The organism is Pyxidicoccus sp. MSG2 (assembly GCF_026626705.1).
Classification (GTDB): domain Bacteria; phylum Myxococcota; class Myxococcia; order Myxococcales; family Myxococcaceae; genus Myxococcus.
Genome location: NZ_JAPNKC010000001.1, coordinates 8,832,837 through 8,849,951 on the forward strand (window position 1 = coordinate 8,832,837; position 17,115 = coordinate 8,849,951).

Annotated in this window: 17 protein-coding genes and 1 pseudogene; 12 read left to right on the forward strand and 6 right to left on the reverse strand. The window is 71.1% G+C overall.

What is annotated here, in order from left to right:
* The first annotated feature begins 5 nt into the window (after positions 1–5).
* From OV427_RS34610 to OV427_RS34620, 3 genes and pseudogenes are all read left to right on the forward strand, one after another.
* Positions 6–977, forward strand: a complete 972-nt coding sequence (locus OV427_RS34610; RefSeq protein ID WP_267860485.1) for a nicotinamidase — start codon at positions 6–8, stop codon at positions 975–977.
* Positions 978–1,084: 107 nt separating this feature from the next.
* Positions 1,085–3,582, forward strand: a pseudogene (tssI, locus tag OV427_RS34615) (type VI secretion system tip protein TssI/VgrG).
* A gap of 15 nt (positions 3,583–3,597) precedes the next feature.
* Positions 3,598–5,193 (forward strand): esterase/lipase family protein, encoded by a 1,596-nt coding sequence (locus OV427_RS34620; protein ID WP_267860486.1) that lies wholly within the window; start codon positions 3,598–3,600, stop codon positions 5,191–5,193.
* 608 nt (positions 5,194–5,801) lie between these two features.
* Here OV427_RS34620 and OV427_RS50865 read toward each other — a convergent pair.
* A complete protein-coding gene (locus OV427_RS50865) occupies positions 5,802–5,966 on the reverse strand; it encodes a hypothetical protein (protein ID WP_420718304.1) in 165 nt (54 codons plus the stop codon).
* A 60-nt stretch (positions 5,967–6,026) separates the two neighbouring features.
* On the opposite strand from OV427_RS50865, the gene OV427_RS50870 reads away from it, so the two are divergent.
* Positions 6,027–6,236 carry a T6SS immunity protein Tli4 family protein gene (locus OV427_RS50870; RefSeq protein ID WP_420718305.1) on the forward strand — a complete coding sequence of 70 codons (210 nt, stop codon included), beginning with the start codon at positions 6,027–6,029 and terminating at the stop codon, positions 6,234–6,236.
* A gap of 34 nt (positions 6,237–6,270) precedes the next feature.
* Here the strand turns inward: OV427_RS50870 and OV427_RS34630 are convergent, their stop codons facing one another.
* From OV427_RS34630 to OV427_RS34645, 4 genes are all read right to left on the reverse strand, one after another.
* Positions 6,271–7,389 (reverse strand): glycerate kinase, encoded by a 1,119-nt coding sequence (locus OV427_RS34630; RefSeq protein ID WP_267860488.1) that lies wholly within the window; start codon positions 7,387–7,389, stop codon positions 6,271–6,273.
* The gene (locus tag OV427_RS34635) at positions 7,386–7,757 is read right to left on the reverse strand and encodes a hypothetical protein (protein WP_267860489.1); all 372 of its coding nucleotides are present in this window, start codon (positions 7,755–7,757) and stop codon (positions 7,386–7,388) included. Before OV427_RS34635 ends, OV427_RS34630 begins: the two co-directional genes overlap by 4 nt.
* A 130-nt stretch (positions 7,758–7,887) precedes the next feature.
* Positions 7,888–8,382 (reverse strand): YkgJ family cysteine cluster protein, encoded by a 495-nt coding sequence (locus OV427_RS34640; RefSeq protein ID WP_267860490.1) that lies wholly within the window; start codon positions 8,380–8,382, stop codon positions 7,888–7,890.
* A gap of 60 nt (positions 8,383–8,442) precedes the next feature.
* On the reverse strand, positions 8,443–9,762 hold the full coding sequence (locus OV427_RS34645; RefSeq protein ID WP_267860491.1) for a class I SAM-dependent rRNA methyltransferase: 1,320 nt from the start codon (positions 9,760–9,762) through the stop codon (positions 8,443–8,445).
* 29 nt (positions 9,763–9,791) lie between these two features.
* Here OV427_RS34645 and OV427_RS34650 point away from each other — a divergent pair, with 29 nt between their 5' ends.
* Together OV427_RS34650 and OV427_RS34655 are read left to right on the forward strand one after the other, a co-directional pair.
* Positions 9,792–10,322 carry a hypothetical protein gene (locus tag OV427_RS34650; RefSeq protein WP_267860492.1) on the forward strand — a complete coding sequence of 177 codons (531 nt, stop codon included), beginning with the start codon at positions 9,792–9,794 and terminating at the stop codon, positions 10,320–10,322.
* Positions 10,323–10,377: 55 nt separating this feature from the next.
* Positions 10,378–10,911 (forward strand): FxsA family protein, encoded by a 534-nt coding sequence (locus OV427_RS34655; RefSeq protein WP_267860493.1) that lies wholly within the window; start codon positions 10,378–10,380, stop codon positions 10,909–10,911.
* Between the two features lie 18 nt (positions 10,912–10,929).
* Here OV427_RS34655 and OV427_RS34660 read toward each other — a convergent pair whose 3' ends face one another.
* A complete protein-coding gene (locus OV427_RS34660) occupies positions 10,930–12,081 on the reverse strand; it encodes an acyltransferase family protein (RefSeq protein ID WP_267860494.1) in 1,152 nt (383 codons plus the stop codon).
* Positions 12,082–12,152: 71 nt separating this feature from the next.
* Here OV427_RS34660 and OV427_RS34665 point away from each other — a divergent pair, with 71 nt between their 5' ends.
* The 6 genes from OV427_RS34665 to OV427_RS34690 all read left to right on the forward strand — a co-directional run bounded on the left by OV427_RS34665 (position 12,153) and on the right by OV427_RS34690 (position 17,104).
* A complete protein-coding gene (locus OV427_RS34665; protein WP_267860495.1) occupies positions 12,153–12,977 on the forward strand; it encodes a YfiM family protein in 825 nt (274 codons plus the stop codon).
* A 199-nt stretch (positions 12,978–13,176) separates the two neighbouring features.
* On the forward strand, positions 13,177–14,295 hold the full coding sequence (locus OV427_RS34670) for a cytochrome-c peroxidase (protein ID WP_267860496.1): 1,119 nt from the start codon (positions 13,177–13,179) through the stop codon (positions 14,293–14,295).
* Between the two features lie 41 nt (positions 14,296–14,336).
* Positions 14,337–14,735 (forward strand): hypothetical protein, encoded by a 399-nt coding sequence (locus OV427_RS34675; protein ID WP_267860497.1) that lies wholly within the window; start codon positions 14,337–14,339, stop codon positions 14,733–14,735.
* Between the two features lie 204 nt (positions 14,736–14,939).
* Entirely contained in the window at positions 14,940–15,782 is an 843-nt protein-coding gene (locus OV427_RS34680) for a c-type cytochrome (RefSeq protein ID WP_267860498.1), read from the forward strand.
* A gap of 25 nt (positions 15,783–15,807) precedes the next feature.
* Complete coding sequence (locus tag OV427_RS34685) at positions 15,808–16,446, forward strand: respiratory nitrate reductase subunit gamma (protein ID WP_267860499.1); 639 nt, start codon at positions 15,808–15,810, stop codon at positions 16,444–16,446.
* Positions 16,447–16,462: 16 nt separating this feature from the next.
* On the forward strand, positions 16,463–17,104 hold the full coding sequence (locus OV427_RS34690; RefSeq protein ID WP_267860500.1) for a cytochrome c3 family protein: 642 nt from the start codon (positions 16,463–16,465) through the stop codon (positions 17,102–17,104).
* Positions 17,105–17,115 lie beyond the last annotated feature (11 nt).

The window sequence follows — 17,115 nt, forward strand, 5'->3', positions numbered from 1 at the left end:
ACGCCATGCCCCTGCCCATGCCCCGCTTCCACGAGGACGCGCGCGCCGGCCAGCTCCACCTGGAGCGCGGCGCGGAGGTGGCCGAGGAGGCCCGCCGCTACGCCGCCGAGCACCGCATCCGTCCTGCCCGAGAGGACGGGCTGCGCATCGCCGCCTTCGGCATCGACGTGCAGGTGGCCTTCTGCACTCCCGGCGCCAGCCTCTTCGTCCCCGGCGCCGTCGAGGACACGCAGCGCGCGCTGCGCTTCCTCTACTCGCACCTGGACCGCATCACCGAGCTGGTGTTCTCGCTCGACACCCACCGCGCGTTCCAGATCTTCCACCCCGCCTGGTGGCGCGACGCGCAGGGGCGGCCTCCCGCGCCGCTGTCGGTGATTACCGCGGCCGACGTGCGCGCCGGTCGCTGGCAGGCCACCCGCTTCCCGGAGGAGAGCCTCGCCTACTGCGAGCGGCTGGAGGCCACCGGCCGGTACGTGCTCACCATCTGGCCCTTCCATGCCCTGCTGGGGGGCTTGAGCCACGCGCTGGTGCCCGCCGTCTACGAGGCCAGCCTCTTCCACGCCCTGGTGCGCGACACGCCCACCTGGTTCGAGCTCAAGGGCGAGCACCCCCTCACCGAGAACTACTCCGTGCTCTCCCCCGAGGTGACGGAGGTGAAGGGGCAGAAGGTAGGCGGGTTCAACACGCGCCTCTTCGAACACCTCATGTCGTTCGACCGCGTGTACGTCTTCGGGCAGGCCAAGTCCCACTGCGTGCTGTCCACGCTGCAGGACCTGCGGCAGCACATCGAGCGGACGGACCGCTCGAAGATGGGGCGCGTCTTCATCCTGGAGGACGCCATGAGCCCCGTGCCGGCGCCTCCGCTGGAGCCGCTGCCCCCCGCGCTGGACTTCCCCCGCGTGGCGGACGCGGCCCTGCGGGACTTCCGCGCGGCGGGCATGCGGGTGGTGCAGACCACGGAGCCGCTCGACGGCTGATTCCTCCCCGGGTCCCGGGGATACATACGGGGTGTCTCCCCTATGGTAGAATTTCCGCCGCCGTTCCCGGCCGCCGGTGAAGGTCCTCCGCCGGCGAAGGGGGAGTCATGTCTCGACACAGTGAGCCCGCGTTCTCCGTGCAGCTCGGTGCCCATGGCCCCGACGACCTGAGTGTCTCCGGAGTGTCCGGCACGGAGGGCATCAGCCGGCTCTACGACTTCCGGGTGGACTTCTTCACGAAGGACGGCGAGCCGCTGGTGGTGGCGGACCTCGTGGGGAAGGACGCGCTGGTGACGCTGTCGGTGCGCGACAGCGACGCGCGCTACGTGCACGGCCAGGTGCGCGAGGTGGAGTCGCTGGGGATGAAGACGGGCCGGCGGCGCTACCGGGCCCACGTGGTGCCGAAGCTGTGGCGCCTGTCCCAGGTGCACAAGAGCCGCATCTTCCAGAACAAGAGCGTGCCGGACATCCTCAAGGCCGTGCTGGGCGAGGGCGGGGTGGAGGTGCGGCTGGCGCTCTCCGGCACCTATGCGGCGCGCGAATACTGCGTGCAGTACCGCGAGAGTGACTTCGCCTTCGTCAGCCGGCTGATGGAGTGGGAGGGCATCTTCTACTTCTTCGAGCACACGGACTCGGGACACACGCTGGTGCTGGGGGACAAGCCCAGTGCGCACGCGCCGCTGCCGCAAGGGCAGACGCTGCCGCTGCGGCCGCGCATGGGCAAGGAGGCGGTGGACGGCGAGTTCGTCTTCGCGCTGGAGGTGGTGCACCGGCTGCGCCCCGGCGCCGTGCACCTGAAGGACTTCGACTTCGAGAAGCCCGCCATGGACATCTCCGGCAAGGGCAAGGCGGCCGACGGCCTGACGGCGCTCGAAATCTACGACTACCCGGCCGGGTACGTGGCGCCGGGGGTGGGCAAGGCGGCGGCGGGCGTGCGCACGGAAGCCGCGGGCGTGGGTGGCCGCACGCTGACGGGCGAGGCGATTGCGCCGCGGCTGACTCCGGGTTCGTGCTGGAGTTGGACACGGCGGGGGACGGCACCTTCGCGGGCGAGTACGTCATCACCGAGGTGGTGCACTCGGGCGTGCAGTCGGACGTGTCGGGCGGCAGCGAGTCCCTGCAGGGCCTCTACCGCAACCAGTTCCACCTGCTGCCCAAGGCGGTGCCCTTCCGTCCGCGCCGGCTGACGCCGCTGCCGCAGATTGCCGGCCCGCAGACGGCCACGGTGACGGGCCCGGCGGGCGAGGAAATCCACACCGACTCGCACGGCCGCATCAAGGTGCAGTTCCACTGGGACCGCGAGGGCAAGAAGGACGAGAAGTCCTCGTGCTGGGTGCGCGTGGGCCAGCCGTGGGGCGGCCCGGCGTGGGGCGACGTGTGGCTGCCGCGCATCGGCCAGGAGGTCATCGTCCGCTTCCTGGAGGGAGACCCGGACCGGCCGCTGGTGGCGGGGGCCGTCTACAACGGTACCAATACGGTGCCGTATGCGCTGCCGGACGAGAAGACGAAGTCCACGCGCAAGAGCGCCTCCAGCCTGGGCAGCGACGGCTTCAACGAGGTGCGCATCGAGGACTCGACGGGTGATGAGGAGGTCTTCACCCACGCCCAGAAGGACGAGGACCTGCTCACCGAGAATGACAAGGCCCAGGAGGTGCGCGGCTTCGAGGACCTGCTGGTGAAGAAGGACCGCAAGCGCACCGTGGAGGGCAACCAGGAACTGCGCGTCGTCATGAACGACGTGGGCGTGGTGGAGGGCAACCAGACGCTGCTCGTCCAGAAGAACCGCGACACCACCACGAGCGGCAGCCACGACGAGGCCGTGGACGGCAACCAGGCCATGACGGTGGGCAAGAACATCACCGCCTCGGTGGCCCAGGGCGCGATGGAGAACGTCGGCGCGGCCAAGGCGGTCACCATTGGCGGCTCCTACCTGGTCAACGTCGCCCTGGCGTTGAACGAGGCCACCGGAGGCGTCCGGTCCCTCGAGGTGGGCGCGGCCCACACGGAGTTCGTCGTCGGCACCCGGCAGGAGACTGTTTCGAAGGAAAAGACGGTCAAGGTCGGCGGCGACTTCAAGACCGAGGTCAAGGGCCAGCTCACGGAGACGGTGGGCAAGGACGTCAAGGTCGACGTCGGCGCCAGGTTCGAGCTCACCATCAAGGAGCCGACCTCGGCGCTGGCCAAGGAGTTCCAGCTCAAGGCCGACACGTTCTCCCTGGTGGTGAATGACAAGCTCATCCTCAGCATGAAGAAGTCCGGCGACGTGCAGCTCTTCGCCAAGACGCTCACCCTGGATGGCTCGGACATCAAGGTGAAGGGCGGCAAGGTGAAGATGGAGGCCGCCGGCTCGCTCTCGGACAAGTCCGTGAAGAACAAGGACATCGACGCCCTCACCGACGCGGAGCTGAAGAAGTCGGTGGCCGCCAGCGTCAAGTTCCCCAATGGCATGTCGCTCGAGGGGCAGTCCTTCGAGGTCAAGCTGGCCGACGGCTCGAAGAAGTCGGGGAAGATGGGCGGAGGCATGGGCAGCGTGGCCGAGGCCAAGCCGGGGGCGGCGGAAATGTCCCTGCCGGACCTGGTCAAGGACCTCGATAGCGCCAGCTGAGCCCGGGAGAACCCAATGTCGGACGACAACAACGTCGAGATTCAGTGGCCCGAGCTCTTCGAGGGCATCAAGGGCCTGAAGCAGGGCGCCAAGAACAAGATTGCCGTCAAGACGGAGGCCATCCCCATCATCTTCGTGCCGGGCATCATGGGCACCCGGCTGAAGAACGAGTCGGGCGAGAAGGTCTGGGACCCGGATGCCAAGGGCTTCATGCTCTGGAACTACGGGCTCGTCACGACGGGCCCGGCCGGCAAGAAGAAGATGCTCGTCGGCTCCCAGTTCAAGGAGACCTTCCTCGAGCCCTACGAGGACGACGCCGAGCACAACGAGGACTTCGAGCTCGCCAGCTTCAACGATGCCGCCGCGCGGGGGTGGGGCTCCGTGTCATGGAGCAGCTATGGCACCATCCTGACGGCGCTCCACCAGCGGGGGCAGGCCCCCGGCAAGTGGAGCAAGTCGGTCGGCGCCAGCTTCTCCCTGCCCGTCTATGCCTTCGGCTACAACTGGACGGCCTCCAACTCCGCCGCCGGCAAGAAGCTCAAGGCCTTCATCGACAAGGTCATCGCGGAGAACGCGCCCTGCGAGCAGGTCATCCTGGTGACGCACTCCATGGGCGGGCTGGTGGCCCGCTCGGCCTGCCTGGAGCATGGCGCGAACTCGAAGGTCCTCGGCGTGCTCCACGGCGTCCAGCCCGTCACCGGGGCCGCCGCCGCCTACTGGCGCATGAAGGCCGGCTTCGAGCGGCCCCAGCACATGAAGAAGAGCCTGTCGGGTATCGCCCAGTTCGCCGGTGACTACGTGGGCAGCTGGGTGCTCGGCACGAACGGAGAGGAAGTCACCGCGCTGCTGGGCAACATGCCGGGCGGGCTCCAGCTCCTGCCGAGCATGGACTACACGGCCAATGACGGCTCCGCCAGGTGGCTGCAGTTCTGGGATGAAGAGGACAACCTCATCGACTCGCTCCCCAAGAGCGGCGACCCGTACGAGGAAATCTACAAGAACAAGGACGCGTACTGGCGGCTGCTCAACCCCGAGCACCTGAACCCGGGCGGCAAGAAGGACCCGCGCTTCTCCGACAAGACCATCTGGTCCGGCTACACGCGCCGCGTCGCCGTGGCGAAGGCCTACCACCAGAAGAACGGGCTGAAACCCAACTACACGGCAAAGGCCTTCTACGGCTCCACCGACGCCCACCCGACCACGGACCGCGCCGTGTACAAGCTGTCCGGGAACGGGTGGCTGAAGAAGGCCGGCGAGTACTCGCTGATTGCCCTGAAGGTGCTCCGGGCCTCCCTGCGGGGCGGGGTGACGGCCGCGTTCGTCCTCGGCTTCGAGGCCTTCAAGCGGACGGACACGTGGAAGCTGCGCGGTGGCTTCGAGACGGAGATCTCCAACGGGGATGCGAAGCTGGAGGTCAAGCTCCAGCTGCCCTCCGGGGCGGGAGACGGGACGGTCCCCGAGTCCTCCGGCAAGGCCATGAAGCTGGAGAACACGGCCTTTCCTGGCATTTCCCACGAGCCCGCCTACCAGAGCAAGGACGTGCAGGCGCACACCTTCCGGGTCATCGAGGGGTTCTGCAAGGCGAAGATCAAGAAGCGCATCGGCAAGTAGGTGGGTTGAAGGATGATGACGCGCTTACGCTTCCGTGCGGGGCGAGGTCTGGGCACCACGGCGGTGCTGGTGCTGGGGTTGGCGCTCGCCGCCTGCTCCCGCGGCAGTGCCTCCCAGGAGGAATCGAAAATGAGCCAGGAGCCTTCCAAGGATTTCGTCCGGCAGTGCATGGGCCGCTTCTGCGTGGACCTGCCCTCGTCCATGGCGCGTGTGAGTGACACGTTCCAGGTCCGGTACGTGGAACTGGAGGAGCGCCTCTGGGAGAAGCCGGACGACGAGGCCCGCAAGCACGTCTGGGAGCAGCGCCTGGCGCGCATCGCCGCGCTCAAGGAGCAGCGCGAGCTGCCGGATGACGCCCAGGGGACCATCCGCGAGCAGCGCGCCTTCGAGTCCGTCGGGGTCCGGGGGGTGCTCTTCCACCGGTACGACCAGCCCGAGGTGTCCACCTGGGGTGGGTTGATGGGCCGGGGGCCGGTGGACGTGTGGATGCAGATTGACGGGGACCTGGACCGCGAGCCGGAGTGGGCGAAGCGCCTGACGGAGGTGGCTGCCGGCTACCAGCTCCGGGACGCGAAGGAGCCCCTGCCCGCGCGCGGCAAGGACTGGTTCTACCTGCGCCATGGCGTCATCGCCCTGCCCACGAAGGAGATGGAGGAGGCGAAGAGCCGCTTCGAGGGGCACCCGCTGGGGCTCAAGCTGAAGTTCAGCACCGAGACTGTCGCGGAGGTGCAGCGCCAGGGGCTGATGGAGAAGCTCTCCAACACCATGGGCATGGTGGCAGCTCACTGGGCGGGGACGAGGACCTGGTCACGCAGCGCACCCGGGGCCGGAAGGTGGCGGGGCTGCCCGGAGAGGAGCTCATCCTCCGCACCAGCGAGAAGAAGCGGCAGAAGCTGCGCTTCCTGTGGAGCTACGCGGGCAAGGAGGACTCGGGCACCCATCCCAAGTTCACCATCGAGCTGGAGACCAGCCTCGACCAGGAGGACGCGAAGGTGGCGTTCTGGGATGCGATGCTGGACTCGGTGCGCCCCGTGGGGCAGTGAGCCGGGCTTTTGAAAACCGCCCGGTGGGGCCGGGCTATCGCTCGTTCTTGAGCCGCGCCGCGCACCAGCGCGCCGCGGCCTCGCAGAGCGCCTTGGAGGCGGAGTCCTCCGGGCGGGCCTGGGCCGACAGGTCCACCACCTCGTGGAACAGGTGCAGCTCCAGCCCGTCCTTGCGGTCCACGCAGCCGGCGAAGAGAACCACCGGCGTGCCGTGCTCGCGGGCCAGCCGCGCCAGTCCACCCGGGCCCTTGCCCAGCGAGGTCTGCCGGTCGAAGCGGCCCTCGCCGGTGAGCACCACGTCCGCCATCAGCACGCGCCGCTCCAGCCCCAGCGCGCGCGACACCAATTCGTAGCCGGGCACCAGCCGCGCGCCCGCGAGCGCCACCAGCCCGAAGCCGAAGCCTCCCGCCGCGCCCGTGCCGGGCCAGCCGGCGGACGTCGCGCCCACCACCGAGGTCAGGTGCGCCAGCGCCGCCTCCAGCTCCTCCACCGCCGCCGCGTCCGCGCCCTTCTGCGGCCCGAAGAGGTGCGCGGCCCCGTCCGGCCCCAGCAGGGGAGACGTCACGTCCGTGGCGCCCAGCACCTCCACCGTCCCCAGCCGCGGGTGCCGTCCGCTCGCGTCCACCTTCACGAGCCGCGAGAGCGCCGCGCCACCAGGCGGCAGCGGCTGTCCCTGGGCGTCCAGGAAGCGGTAGCCCAGCGCGGTCAATGCGCCCGTGCCGCCGTCCGTGGTGGCGCTGCCGCCCAGCCCGACGATGAGGCGCTCGCAGCCGGAGTCCAGCGCGGCGCGCAGCAACTCACCCGTGCCGTACGTGGAGGCGTTGCGCGCGTCCAGCGCCTCGGGCGCCAGCCGTGACAGGCCGGAGGCCGCCGCCATCTCCACCACCGCGGTGCGCCCGTCATCCAGCAGCGCCCAGTGCGCCTCCACGGGCGCGCCCAGCGGCCCCCGCACCACCTGCGTGCGGCGCTCGCCCCGCGTGCCCGCCAGCAGCGCGTCCACCGTGCCCGGTCCGCCGTCCGCCAGCGGCGCGACGTCCAGCACCACCTCCGGCGAGGACTCGCGAATGCCCCTCGCCATCGCCTCGGCCGCCTGGGCGGAGGTGAGGGTGCCCTTGAACTCCTGCGGTGCGACGAGCCAACGGGGAGAAATCACGGGGAGGGCACCGGGTCCTTCCTGGGAGCATCCGAGGGCATGGCGGGAGGCGGGGCGGGGCGCACGTCCAGCCCGCCTTCGGGAAGGGCCAGGGACTCGCACCGCTCCTCGAGCCCCAGCTCCACACAGCGCTCGTCCGAGCGGCACCGGCCGCGACAGGGCAGGGGCATGCAGTAGCCCGTCTGCTCGTCGCACGTGGTGCCCACGGGACAGGTGGCGTAGCAGCCCCCCGCGGCGCGCTGCGCGGCGGCGCTGCCCATGGCGATGCTGGTGTTGATGAGCGCGTTGACGACGGCGCCGTCCGCGCCCCGACAGCCGGCAAGGACGACGAGCGCGATGAGCCACCGACGCTTTCCTGCCGTCCTCATCGTGCTTCGCTCTCCCGCCATGGCCCGGCTACCGGTGTATCACTCCACCGGGCTTCCCGATCCGCGGTTCGGCACGCACGTGACACAGGTATTCTGGAGTTGCGGCATAGCCCTGAATCCAGACGCGGAATCATGGCGCCTCCGTGTCCGCGGTGACCCGTGCCTCCGCGTGCCAGTCCAGCAGGGGACGGGGTGCCTTCAGGGCTGGCGCCACGCGCTGGGAGATGCGCTCCAGGCGCTCCAGCAGCGCGCCCACCGTCTCGGCCGGCTGTCTCGCCGGGCCGCGGATGCGCTCGCAGAAGAAGGTGCGGCAGCCGAAGGGCCGGTCCGCGTACACGGTGCAGCGCAGGCCCGCGGCGTCCAGGTACGGACAGCCTCCGTCCTCGCGCGGGGGCGGCAGCGGGCGGCCCCTGGCCAGCAAGTCCCACTCCGGTTGCCACAGCCAGGGCTGGCGGCCGGTGCGCGCAAGCTGGCAGCACTCCCCGCTGGCCGGGCAGGAGAAGGGAGCGTACGCCGCGTCCGCCTGGCGGTAGACGGTGCGCACCTCCTTCAGTGCGCGCTCCCGCTCCCGGGTGCCCCCCGCTGGCGAGTCGTCATCCTGCTCGTCCCAGTCCCGCGTCCGCATGGCACCGCTGTTCTCGCACGTCTCGCCGGACCGGGCTCGACGTGCCGGGTTGAAGTTTCCTCAGAGCACGCGCAGCACGAAGCACTTCAGGTAGCGCGTCTCGCGCAGGTTCAGCAGCACGGGGTGGTCCCTCCCCGCGCCGCGTCGCTCGATAATCTGTACGCGCCGCTTCGCGTCCGCTGCGGCCGAGGCCAGCATGTCCTCGAAGGCCTGCTCGTCCACGTGGTACGTGCAGCTCGCGCTGATGAGGATGCCGCCGGGCCGCAGCAGCTGCATGGCGCGGAGGTTGATTTCCTTGTACCCGCGCAGCGCGGCGGCGATGGCGTCCTTGTTCTTCGCGAAGGACGGCGGGTCCAGGACGATGGTGTCGAAGTGCTTGCCGTCGTCCACCGCGTCGCGGAGGAAGTCGAAGGCGTTGGCCACCACCACGTCCAGGTTGGACAGCTTGTTGGCGGCGGCATTCTCGCGAATCAGCGCGGCCGCGGCGTCGGAGATTTCAATCGCCGTCACCGTCTTCGCCCGCGTGGCGAGCTGCAGCGCGAAGCCGCCCACGTACGCGAAGCAGTCCAGCGCCTCGCCGTGGGCGTAGTGCGCCGCCATGACGTGATTCTCGCGCTGGTCCAGGAAGGCGCCCGTCTTCTGGCCCTCGAGCAGGTCCGCGCGCATGCGCACCAGGCCCTCGTCGAAGGACACGGGGCCGGGCAGCTCGCCGCGCAGAAGGCCCTTCTCCGGGGTGAGCCCCTCCAGGTTGCGCACGCCCACGTCCGAGCGGTTGATGATGCCGCGCGGGTGGAACTGCGCCTCCAGCAGGTCCACGAAGAGCGCCTTGCGCTGTTCCGTCGCCGGCACGAGGAACTGGACGCTGAGGTAGTCGCCGTAGCGGTCCACCACGAGGCCCGGAATCCCGTCCGCCTCGCCGTGGACGAGGCGGTAGGTCTTCTCGCCCGGCAGCGCGCGGCGGCGCAATTCGTCCGCGGCCAGGAGGCGCTGGCGGAAGAAGTCCTCGTCCACCGCGACGTCTTCGAAGGTGAGCCAGCGCAGCGAAATCTTGGACTGCTTCGAATAGAAGGCCTTGCCGAGGAACCAGCCGCGGCTGTCCGTCACCCGCACCACCTCGCCGCCGGCGAGGCCCGGGTCGCCGTTGAGGTCCGCGCGGTAGATCCACGGGTGGCCGGCCTGCCAGCGCTCGACGCCGCGGCGCACCAGGGAGACCTGGGGCAGGCCGTCGGGGGCGAGGTCCGGCGTGGTGCGGTCCGGGGCGGGCTTCTCCGGGCGGCCGTGGGGCCGGTTGCGGCCCTGCTGCGGGGAGCTGCGGCCCTGCTGTGGAGAGGAGGGCCTCCCACCGCGGTGGGGATTCGGGGGCTTGGGGGAGGTGGGCATGGCGTTCGCGGCGTATACTCGCAACCCGCGTGAGATACGAGTTGCTCCTCCAGACGATGACGCCGGGCGTACCCTACGAGCCGGCGAGGGTGGATGCCCTCCTGGCCGAGCGGCGGGTGGCCGCCCGCCCGGACGGGCTGCGCGTGTGGCACCTGCGCGGCGGCGACGTGGAGGTGGGCGAGCTGCGCGAGGGCGGCCAGGTGGTGGCCACCGAGCTGCGCGTGCCGCTGTCGGACCGGCCGGACCTGGTGCGGGAGGTGGTGACCGAGGCGGCGACGCTGGCCGCCGCGGCCGGGGCCCGGCTGGTGGACCCGCAGCTCGGCCGCTCGCTGTCCGCCAATGACGACGGCGTGGTGGTGGAGCAGTACATGCGCACCGCCTGGTACGCGGGCCACATGGCCGGTGTCTCCGGGGCGATGAGCGTGGGGAGCCCCTCGGAGGCCGCGCGCGAGTCGCGGAGCTTCATGCCGTCCGGGCGCTTCTTCCTCATCGCCATCGGCGTGTTGTTCGCCCTGTACCTGGTGGTGGACTCGCTCCTGTCGAACCTCGGCGGGCGGTAGGCGCCGCCGGGCCGGTTGTCCGGCGCGGACGTGCCCGGCGCGTTAGGTTGGGGGCGTGTTCAAGTACCTCCTGCTGGCCTTCACCGTGGTGCCGTTCATCGAGCTGTACCTGCTGCTGGCCATTGGCCGGGAGGTGGGCTTCCTGCCCACGCTCGCCATGGTGCTGGTGACAGGCATGGTGGGTGCGTGGCTGGCCCGGCGGGAGGGTGGCCGCGTGCTGCGGAGCTGGCGCGAGTCCATGGCCCGGGGACAGGTACCCGAGGAGGGCATCGTCAGCGGCGCGCTGGTGCTGGTGGGCGGCGCGCTGCTCGTGGCGCCGGGCGTGTTCACGGACGTGGTGGGGTTGCTGCTGCTCATTTCTCCGACACGCCGCTTCGTGGCCGCGCGGCTGCGCAAGTCACTGGAGCGCAAGGTGCGGGACGGTTCCGTGCGCGTCACCACCGTGGGGATGGGCGGCTTCGGCGGTTTCGGTGGGGCTCAGGGGCCGTTCGCCGGGGGCACCTTCGACGAGGTGTCTCCGCGCTCGCGCCAGGGCGGCACCCGGGCCGAGGTGGACGCGGAGTTCACCGAGGACAAGCCGCGTCACTGACGAGGGGACGCGCGAAGCTCAGCCGCGCGTGCCGACGCGCGTGCCGCCGAGGCTGGTTTCCAGCGTGGTGGAGCCTGCCCTCCAGGGACGCGCCTGCTCACGCACCCAGCGCCCGGCGCGGGCCACCAGGGTGCAGACCACCAGCAGCGCCAGGCCCACACCCATCGCGGCGGGGACGCCCAGCGTGGGTCCGATGTGTCCCGCCAGGCCGGTGATGTCCGCCCAGCCGTAGACCACCGGCAGGTGCAGCACGTAGACCCACAGCGACAGGCGACCGAACGGAGCCAGCAGTCCACTGAGCCGCCGCGGCGCCAGATTCACGGCGCCCAGCACCATCAGCCCCTGGCCCACCCGGTACATCACCATCCACGGGCTCGCGGCGTTCCAGTCCGCCGGCAGCACCTGCGTCAGCCCGAGCAGCCCGGCCCCCAGCGCCAGCAGCGCGAGGCCCTGCGGCCAGCCCGGGCGCAGCAGGTGCAGCGCGTGTGCGGCCAGCGCGCCCGCGAAGAAGAAGCCCGCCCAGGGGAAGAAGGGGAAGCGGCTGCCCTCGGCGCTGCCGATGAACTGCTGCAACGGTCCGGGCAGCCCCGCGCCCAGGCGCCACATGGCCGCGCTCACCAGGGGGATGCCCACCGCCAGCGCGAGCAGCACCCCCGCCCGGCCCCAGCGCGCCGGCGCCAGCGCGAGCAGCGTGGAGCCCAGCAGCAGCGCGAAGCCGATGCACTGGAGCGCGTCGAAGGCGAAGACGTGCGTGAGCATCTGCTCCGTCCACCCCAGGTCCCTCACCGCGCCCCAGCCCGGCCAGTGCAGGAGATAGCCCAGGAACAGCAGCAGCAACGCCCGGCGCACGCGGCGCCCGTAGATGTCGCGCGCCGCCGTGGGCTTCGTCCCCAGCGCCGCAACCACCGCCCAGCCGCTCACCAGCAGGAACAGCGGCGCGGTGACGCCTCGGAAGGCCCAGTAGTGCTGCACCCAGGGAAGCGCGCGCGCCGCGGGAGTCAGCAGCGCGTCCAGCGTGTGCCCCATCACCATTGCAAAGACAGCCAGTCCCCGCGCCCCATCGAGTCCGGGGTGGCGGGTGGGCTGCTTCTCGAAAGTGAATGAGGGGCCGAGTCTCTTCACGCAACCTGGAGCATAGGCCGATGTGCGGGCCGCGTCTCGAAAACGCACAAATCGAGGGGACGTCCCTTCACTCCGAGGACAGGCTCCCGGACAGGTCGTGTGGTGCTACATGTCTGGGCATGCAACCGACGCGACGCTCCCTCCTCGCCCTGCTGCTCGTCCTGCCTGGCACGTCCGCCCTGGGCGCGGCCGGTGACGACTGGCTCGGCGCGGACAAGGCGAAGCACTTCGCCGCGTGCACCGTCCTCGCGGGCGCGGGCTATGCCGGAGGCGCGCTCCTCTTCGAAGCTCCTTCGGCGCGGTGGCTCACCGGCGCGGGGCTCGCGATGGGGGCCGGGCTGGGGAAGGAGTTGTACGACACCCGGAGCGGAGGCTCGGGCTTCTCCGTGAAGGACCTCGCGTGGGACGCCGTCGGCACGGCCACGGGGCTCGGCGTGGCGTACCTGGTGGACCGGTTCGTCTTCGGACGTGAGGCGCCGGCGTCCCCACCCGTGGGCCTACGGACCGTTGCCCCGTTCATCCTCGACGGGCGCGGCACCGCGCTCATCCTCCACGGGAGCGGCGGCGGTGCCCCGCGCCTTGCGCTCGACGAGCTGCACCAGCTTCTCGCGCTGAAGGCGCGGGTCCACCGTCAACAGGGCGCCGCCCCGGCCGTCGCCGCTGGTGACGAGCACGGTGACCTGCCCGCGCGGGCACTGGTTCATGCAGCCGGTGGGCATGACGCGGACGTGCTCGGACAGGCCCCGCTCGGCGAACGCACCCTGGAGCCAGCGCGGCAGGTCCAGGCCTCCGCCTCGCGCGCCACCGCGCATGAGGCACTTGCGGCAGACGAGGACTTCCACTTCCCGCACCGCATCCACCGGTTCATCCCTGCCGTCGTCCTGCATCCATCCTCCTCCGCCATGGAGTCTCGTGCGCCCGATGCCCCGCTGCGCGTCCGCTGAAGGCCCGGGGCGTTGCCTGGAGGAAGGGAGTTAGCCGCGCGCCCGCCTCCCCGCAGCCATGGCCCGCCCGAGCGTGCGCCGGACGGGCAGGGGGGCGCTCCAGGCCCCGGGTGTGCTGATGGATACGGAAAGCCCGGATGACGGTGCGACACTGCGTCGCGAAACGCTTCTCGCGCACCTGCTGCTAGCGTCCCGCCCCATGCTTCGACACCGCCTGCTCTCGCTCCTCACGTTGTCCGCCCTGGGCGCCACCACGCTCCCCGCGTGCGAGCGCAGCCCGGAGCCCGCGCCGATGCCCGCGCCCGCCGTCGCGGATCCCGTCGTCGCGAAGCCGCGCGCGCCGAAGCCGCTGACGCCCGAGCAGCTCGGCCACTTCTTCCTCCCGCTGCCTCCGGCGAAGGACGCGAAGCCCGCCCCGAAGGACACCGAGGCCCAGGTGGCGCTGGGGCGCATGCTCTACTTCGAGCCGCGCCTGTCGAAGAACCACGACGTGTCCTGCAACACCTGCCACGGCCTGACGACGTTCGGCGTGGACAACAAGGCGCTGTCGGACGGGCACAAGGGGCAGAAGGGCACCCGCAACTCGCCCACCGTGTACAACGCCGCCGGCCACATCGCGCAGTTCTGGGACGGGCGCGCGGACACGCTCGAGGCGCAGGCGCAGGGCCCCATCCTCAATCCGGTGGAGATGGCCATGCCGGACGAGAAGCGCGTGGTGGCCACGCTGGCCTCCATCCCCGAGTACACCACCCGCTTCCGCGAGGCCTTCCCCGGCGAGAAGAAGCCGGTGTCGCTGGGCAATGCCGCGCGCGCCATCGCCGCCTTCGAGCGCCGGCTCACCACGCCCTCGCGCTTCAACCAGTACCTCTCCGGCCGGCACGACGCGCTCTCCGAGCAGGAGCAGCGCGGCCTCCAGCTCTTCGCCGCCACCGGCTGCACCACGTGCCACAACGGTCCGGCGGTGGGCGGCACGTCCTTCCAGAAGCTCGGCCTGGTGGAGGACTACCCGGGCCTCACGGACGCCGGCCGCTTCGACGCGACGAAGAACGAGGACGACCGGGGCAAGTTCCGCGTGCCCACGCTGCTCAACGTGGACAAGACGGGCCCGTACCTCCACGACGGCAGCGTGAAGGACCTCCCCACCATGGTGCGCCTGATGGCGAAGCACCAGCTGGCGAGGACGCTCACGGACGCCGAGGTGGACGACCTGGTCTCCTTCCTCAAGAGCCTTACCGGCGAGCTGCCCTCCCAGGAGCTCATCTCCGAGCCGCCCCTGCCGGCCAGCACGAAGAAGACGCCCAAGGCAGACCCGTCGTGAAACGTGCGTGGCGCCCCGCGCGTTGCTAAGCAGCGAGGCCCATGGACCGAATGTTCTTCTACGCCCACTCCGGGCTGCGCTACCTGGTGCTGCTCGCCGGGGTGCTGGCCCTCGCCTACTTCGCCTTCGGGCTCGCCACGAAGCGACCCTTCGACAAGGGCGGGCGCATCCTCGGCGCCTCCTTCGCGGGCCTGCTGCACACCCAGGTGCTGCTCGGCATCCTCGTGCTGGTGACGCGCATCTACTACCCCGCGCTCATCGGCCACATCGTGATGATGGTGCTCGCCGCCGCCACGGCCCAGGTGGCGATGTCCGTCAACCGGCGCCGCCCCCAGCCGGGCTTCGTGCTGCCCCTGATGGGCGTGGTGCTGGCCCTCGTCTTCATCGTCGGCGGCATCATGGCCATCGGCCGCGGCGTGTTCACCACCACCGCGATGTGAAGCTGACGTAGCGCGAGCGCACCGTCCCTGTCGGGAAAATGCTGCGCTCGCGCGGGCCTCGCGGCGCAAAAGCTGCGCTGGCCTCGCGGCTCTGTCCGGATGTCTGCCCGCATGTTGGCAAGCGGGCATCCTGGCCCCCTCATTGCAGTCGTGCTCCAGCGTGCCGGGCAGTGAGCCCGGCCACTCCTGGAGGGGCACGCGGCGATGTGGACACAGGCCCTGGGTGGACGAAGGCCCGCGCGCGGGCTCGCCCCCGTCATTCAGCTCCTCGTCGTGCTGGTGGCGCCCGCCGCGCTGGCTCAAGGCGCCTCGCAGGGCGCGAAGCTCTTCGCGCAGCGCTGCGGGAGCTGCCACTCGGTGGGCGAGGGCGACCGTGTGGGCCCGGACCTGCACGGCGTGCTGGAGCGCCGTGACGAGGCGTGGGTTGCCCGCTTCCTGAAGAGCCCGGGCGCGCTCATCGACTCCGGTGACGCGGTGGCCACCGGGCTGCTGAAGCAGTTCAATGGTGTCCGCATGCCGGACCAGGCGCTCTCCGAGGAGGAGCGCGCCGGCCTCTTCGCCTTCTTCCGTGACTGCACCGCGAAGGGGAAGGGGAGCTGCAGGCCGTCTCCCACCGCGAAGCCGGGGACGGACGCCACGTCGGAGGAAGTGGCCCGCGGCCGCCAGCTCTTCGAGGGCACCCAGGCGCTGTCCCACGGTGGCCCCGCGTGCCTCGGCTGCCACGACGTGCGCGGGCTGGGCGTGGCGGGTGGCGGGACGCTGGGCCCCAACCTCACCTTCACCTTCGCGCGCCTCGGAGACCGGGGGCTGACGCCGCTGCTGGCGAAGCTGGACACGCCGCTGATGCGCGAGCTGTACGCGAAGACGCCCCTCACGGAGGAGGAGCAATACGCCGTGAAGGCGTACCTCGCGGACGTCTCGCGTGACGGCAGCCGGCCGCGCAAGGACAGGGACTTCTTCTTCCTCGGCGTCGTCGGGCTCATCGCCGCGCTGGGATTCATCGGACTCGTCTGGGGGCCGCGCGGGACGGACCCGCGCGCCCACTGACGGCGCTGCTCGTGCGAGGCCACCCGTGAGCGACTCCCTCCTCTTCTCCTTCCTTCCCTACGCGGCCGCCGTCGCCGCCGTGGCGGGCACGGTGCACCGCGTGACGGTGCGCACGCCGGCCACGGACCCCCGTGAGCCGTGGACGCCCGCGGGCCGCGCGGTGCTGGCAGGCGGTGTCACCGTCATCCTCAACCACCTGCTGGGGCTGGCTGCGCCCCGGGCGATGCAGGCCTTCGTCGCGTCCCCGGCGCGCCTCTTCACGCTGGAGGCGGTGAGTCTCATCGGCGGCATGCTGCTGGGCTGGGGCCTCTCGAGCCTCACCCTGCGTCGCGCTCGCGAGGGGCAGTGGCTGTTGGCCGGCTTCCTCGGGCTGGTGCTGGCGCAGGTGCTCACGGGGCTGCACATCGCCGTGACGCTGCGCTGGGGCTCCGCCTGGTATCTCCACCTCGCGGTGCCGTACCTGCGCTCGCTGCTGGCCTTCCAGCCGGACGCGACGCTGATGGAGAAGGCGCCGCTCGTCTTCCAGGTCCACACCCTGGCCGGCTTCGTGCTGCTGGCGCTGGCCCCGTTCGCCCGCGCGCGGAAGGCGGCCGCCCTGGCGCTGGTGCCGCCGGCCTCGGAGTCGAACCTGCTCGCCACGCCCCGGGAGGAGACCGCCCGCTGACGCGCGGCCCACCGCCATGAACGACGCCTCGACCCGCCCCTCACGTCCCATCCGCGCCGCCGGCCACGCGGGCGCGCTGCTGGCCCTGGCCCTGGCCGGGTGCAGCGGCCCGGTGAACAACCAGCAGGGCTACATGCCCGAGCAGCCCGTGGCCTTCTCCCACGCCGTGCACGCCGGCCAGTACGAGCTGGACTGCCAGTACTGCCACGTGGGCGCGGAGAAGAGCCGCCATGCCGGCGTGCCCGCCTCCAGCGTGTGCATGAACTGCCACACGCAGGTGAAGACGGACTCGCCCGAAATCCAGAAGGTGGCGGCCGCGGTGGCGGCGAACCAGCCCATTGCGTGGGTGCGCATCCACCGCCTGCCGGACCACGCCTTCTTCAACCACGCCAGCCACGTCACCTCGGGGCTGCAGTGCCAGACGTGCCACGGGAAGGTGCAGGAGATGGTGCGCGTGGAGCAGGCGGAGCCCATGACGATGGGTTGGTGCCTGGACTGCCACCGCAAGACGGCGGCGCAGCAGGTGTTCGCGCCGAGCCCTTCCGCGCCGCGCTCCGGCGAGCTGCTCGCCATGTCCACCCAGCCCCCGGCGCCCGCGCCGCTGAAGGCCCCCCGCATCCTGCAGCCCCCCACGGACTGCTCCGGCTGTCACCGCTGAGGACCTCCTCC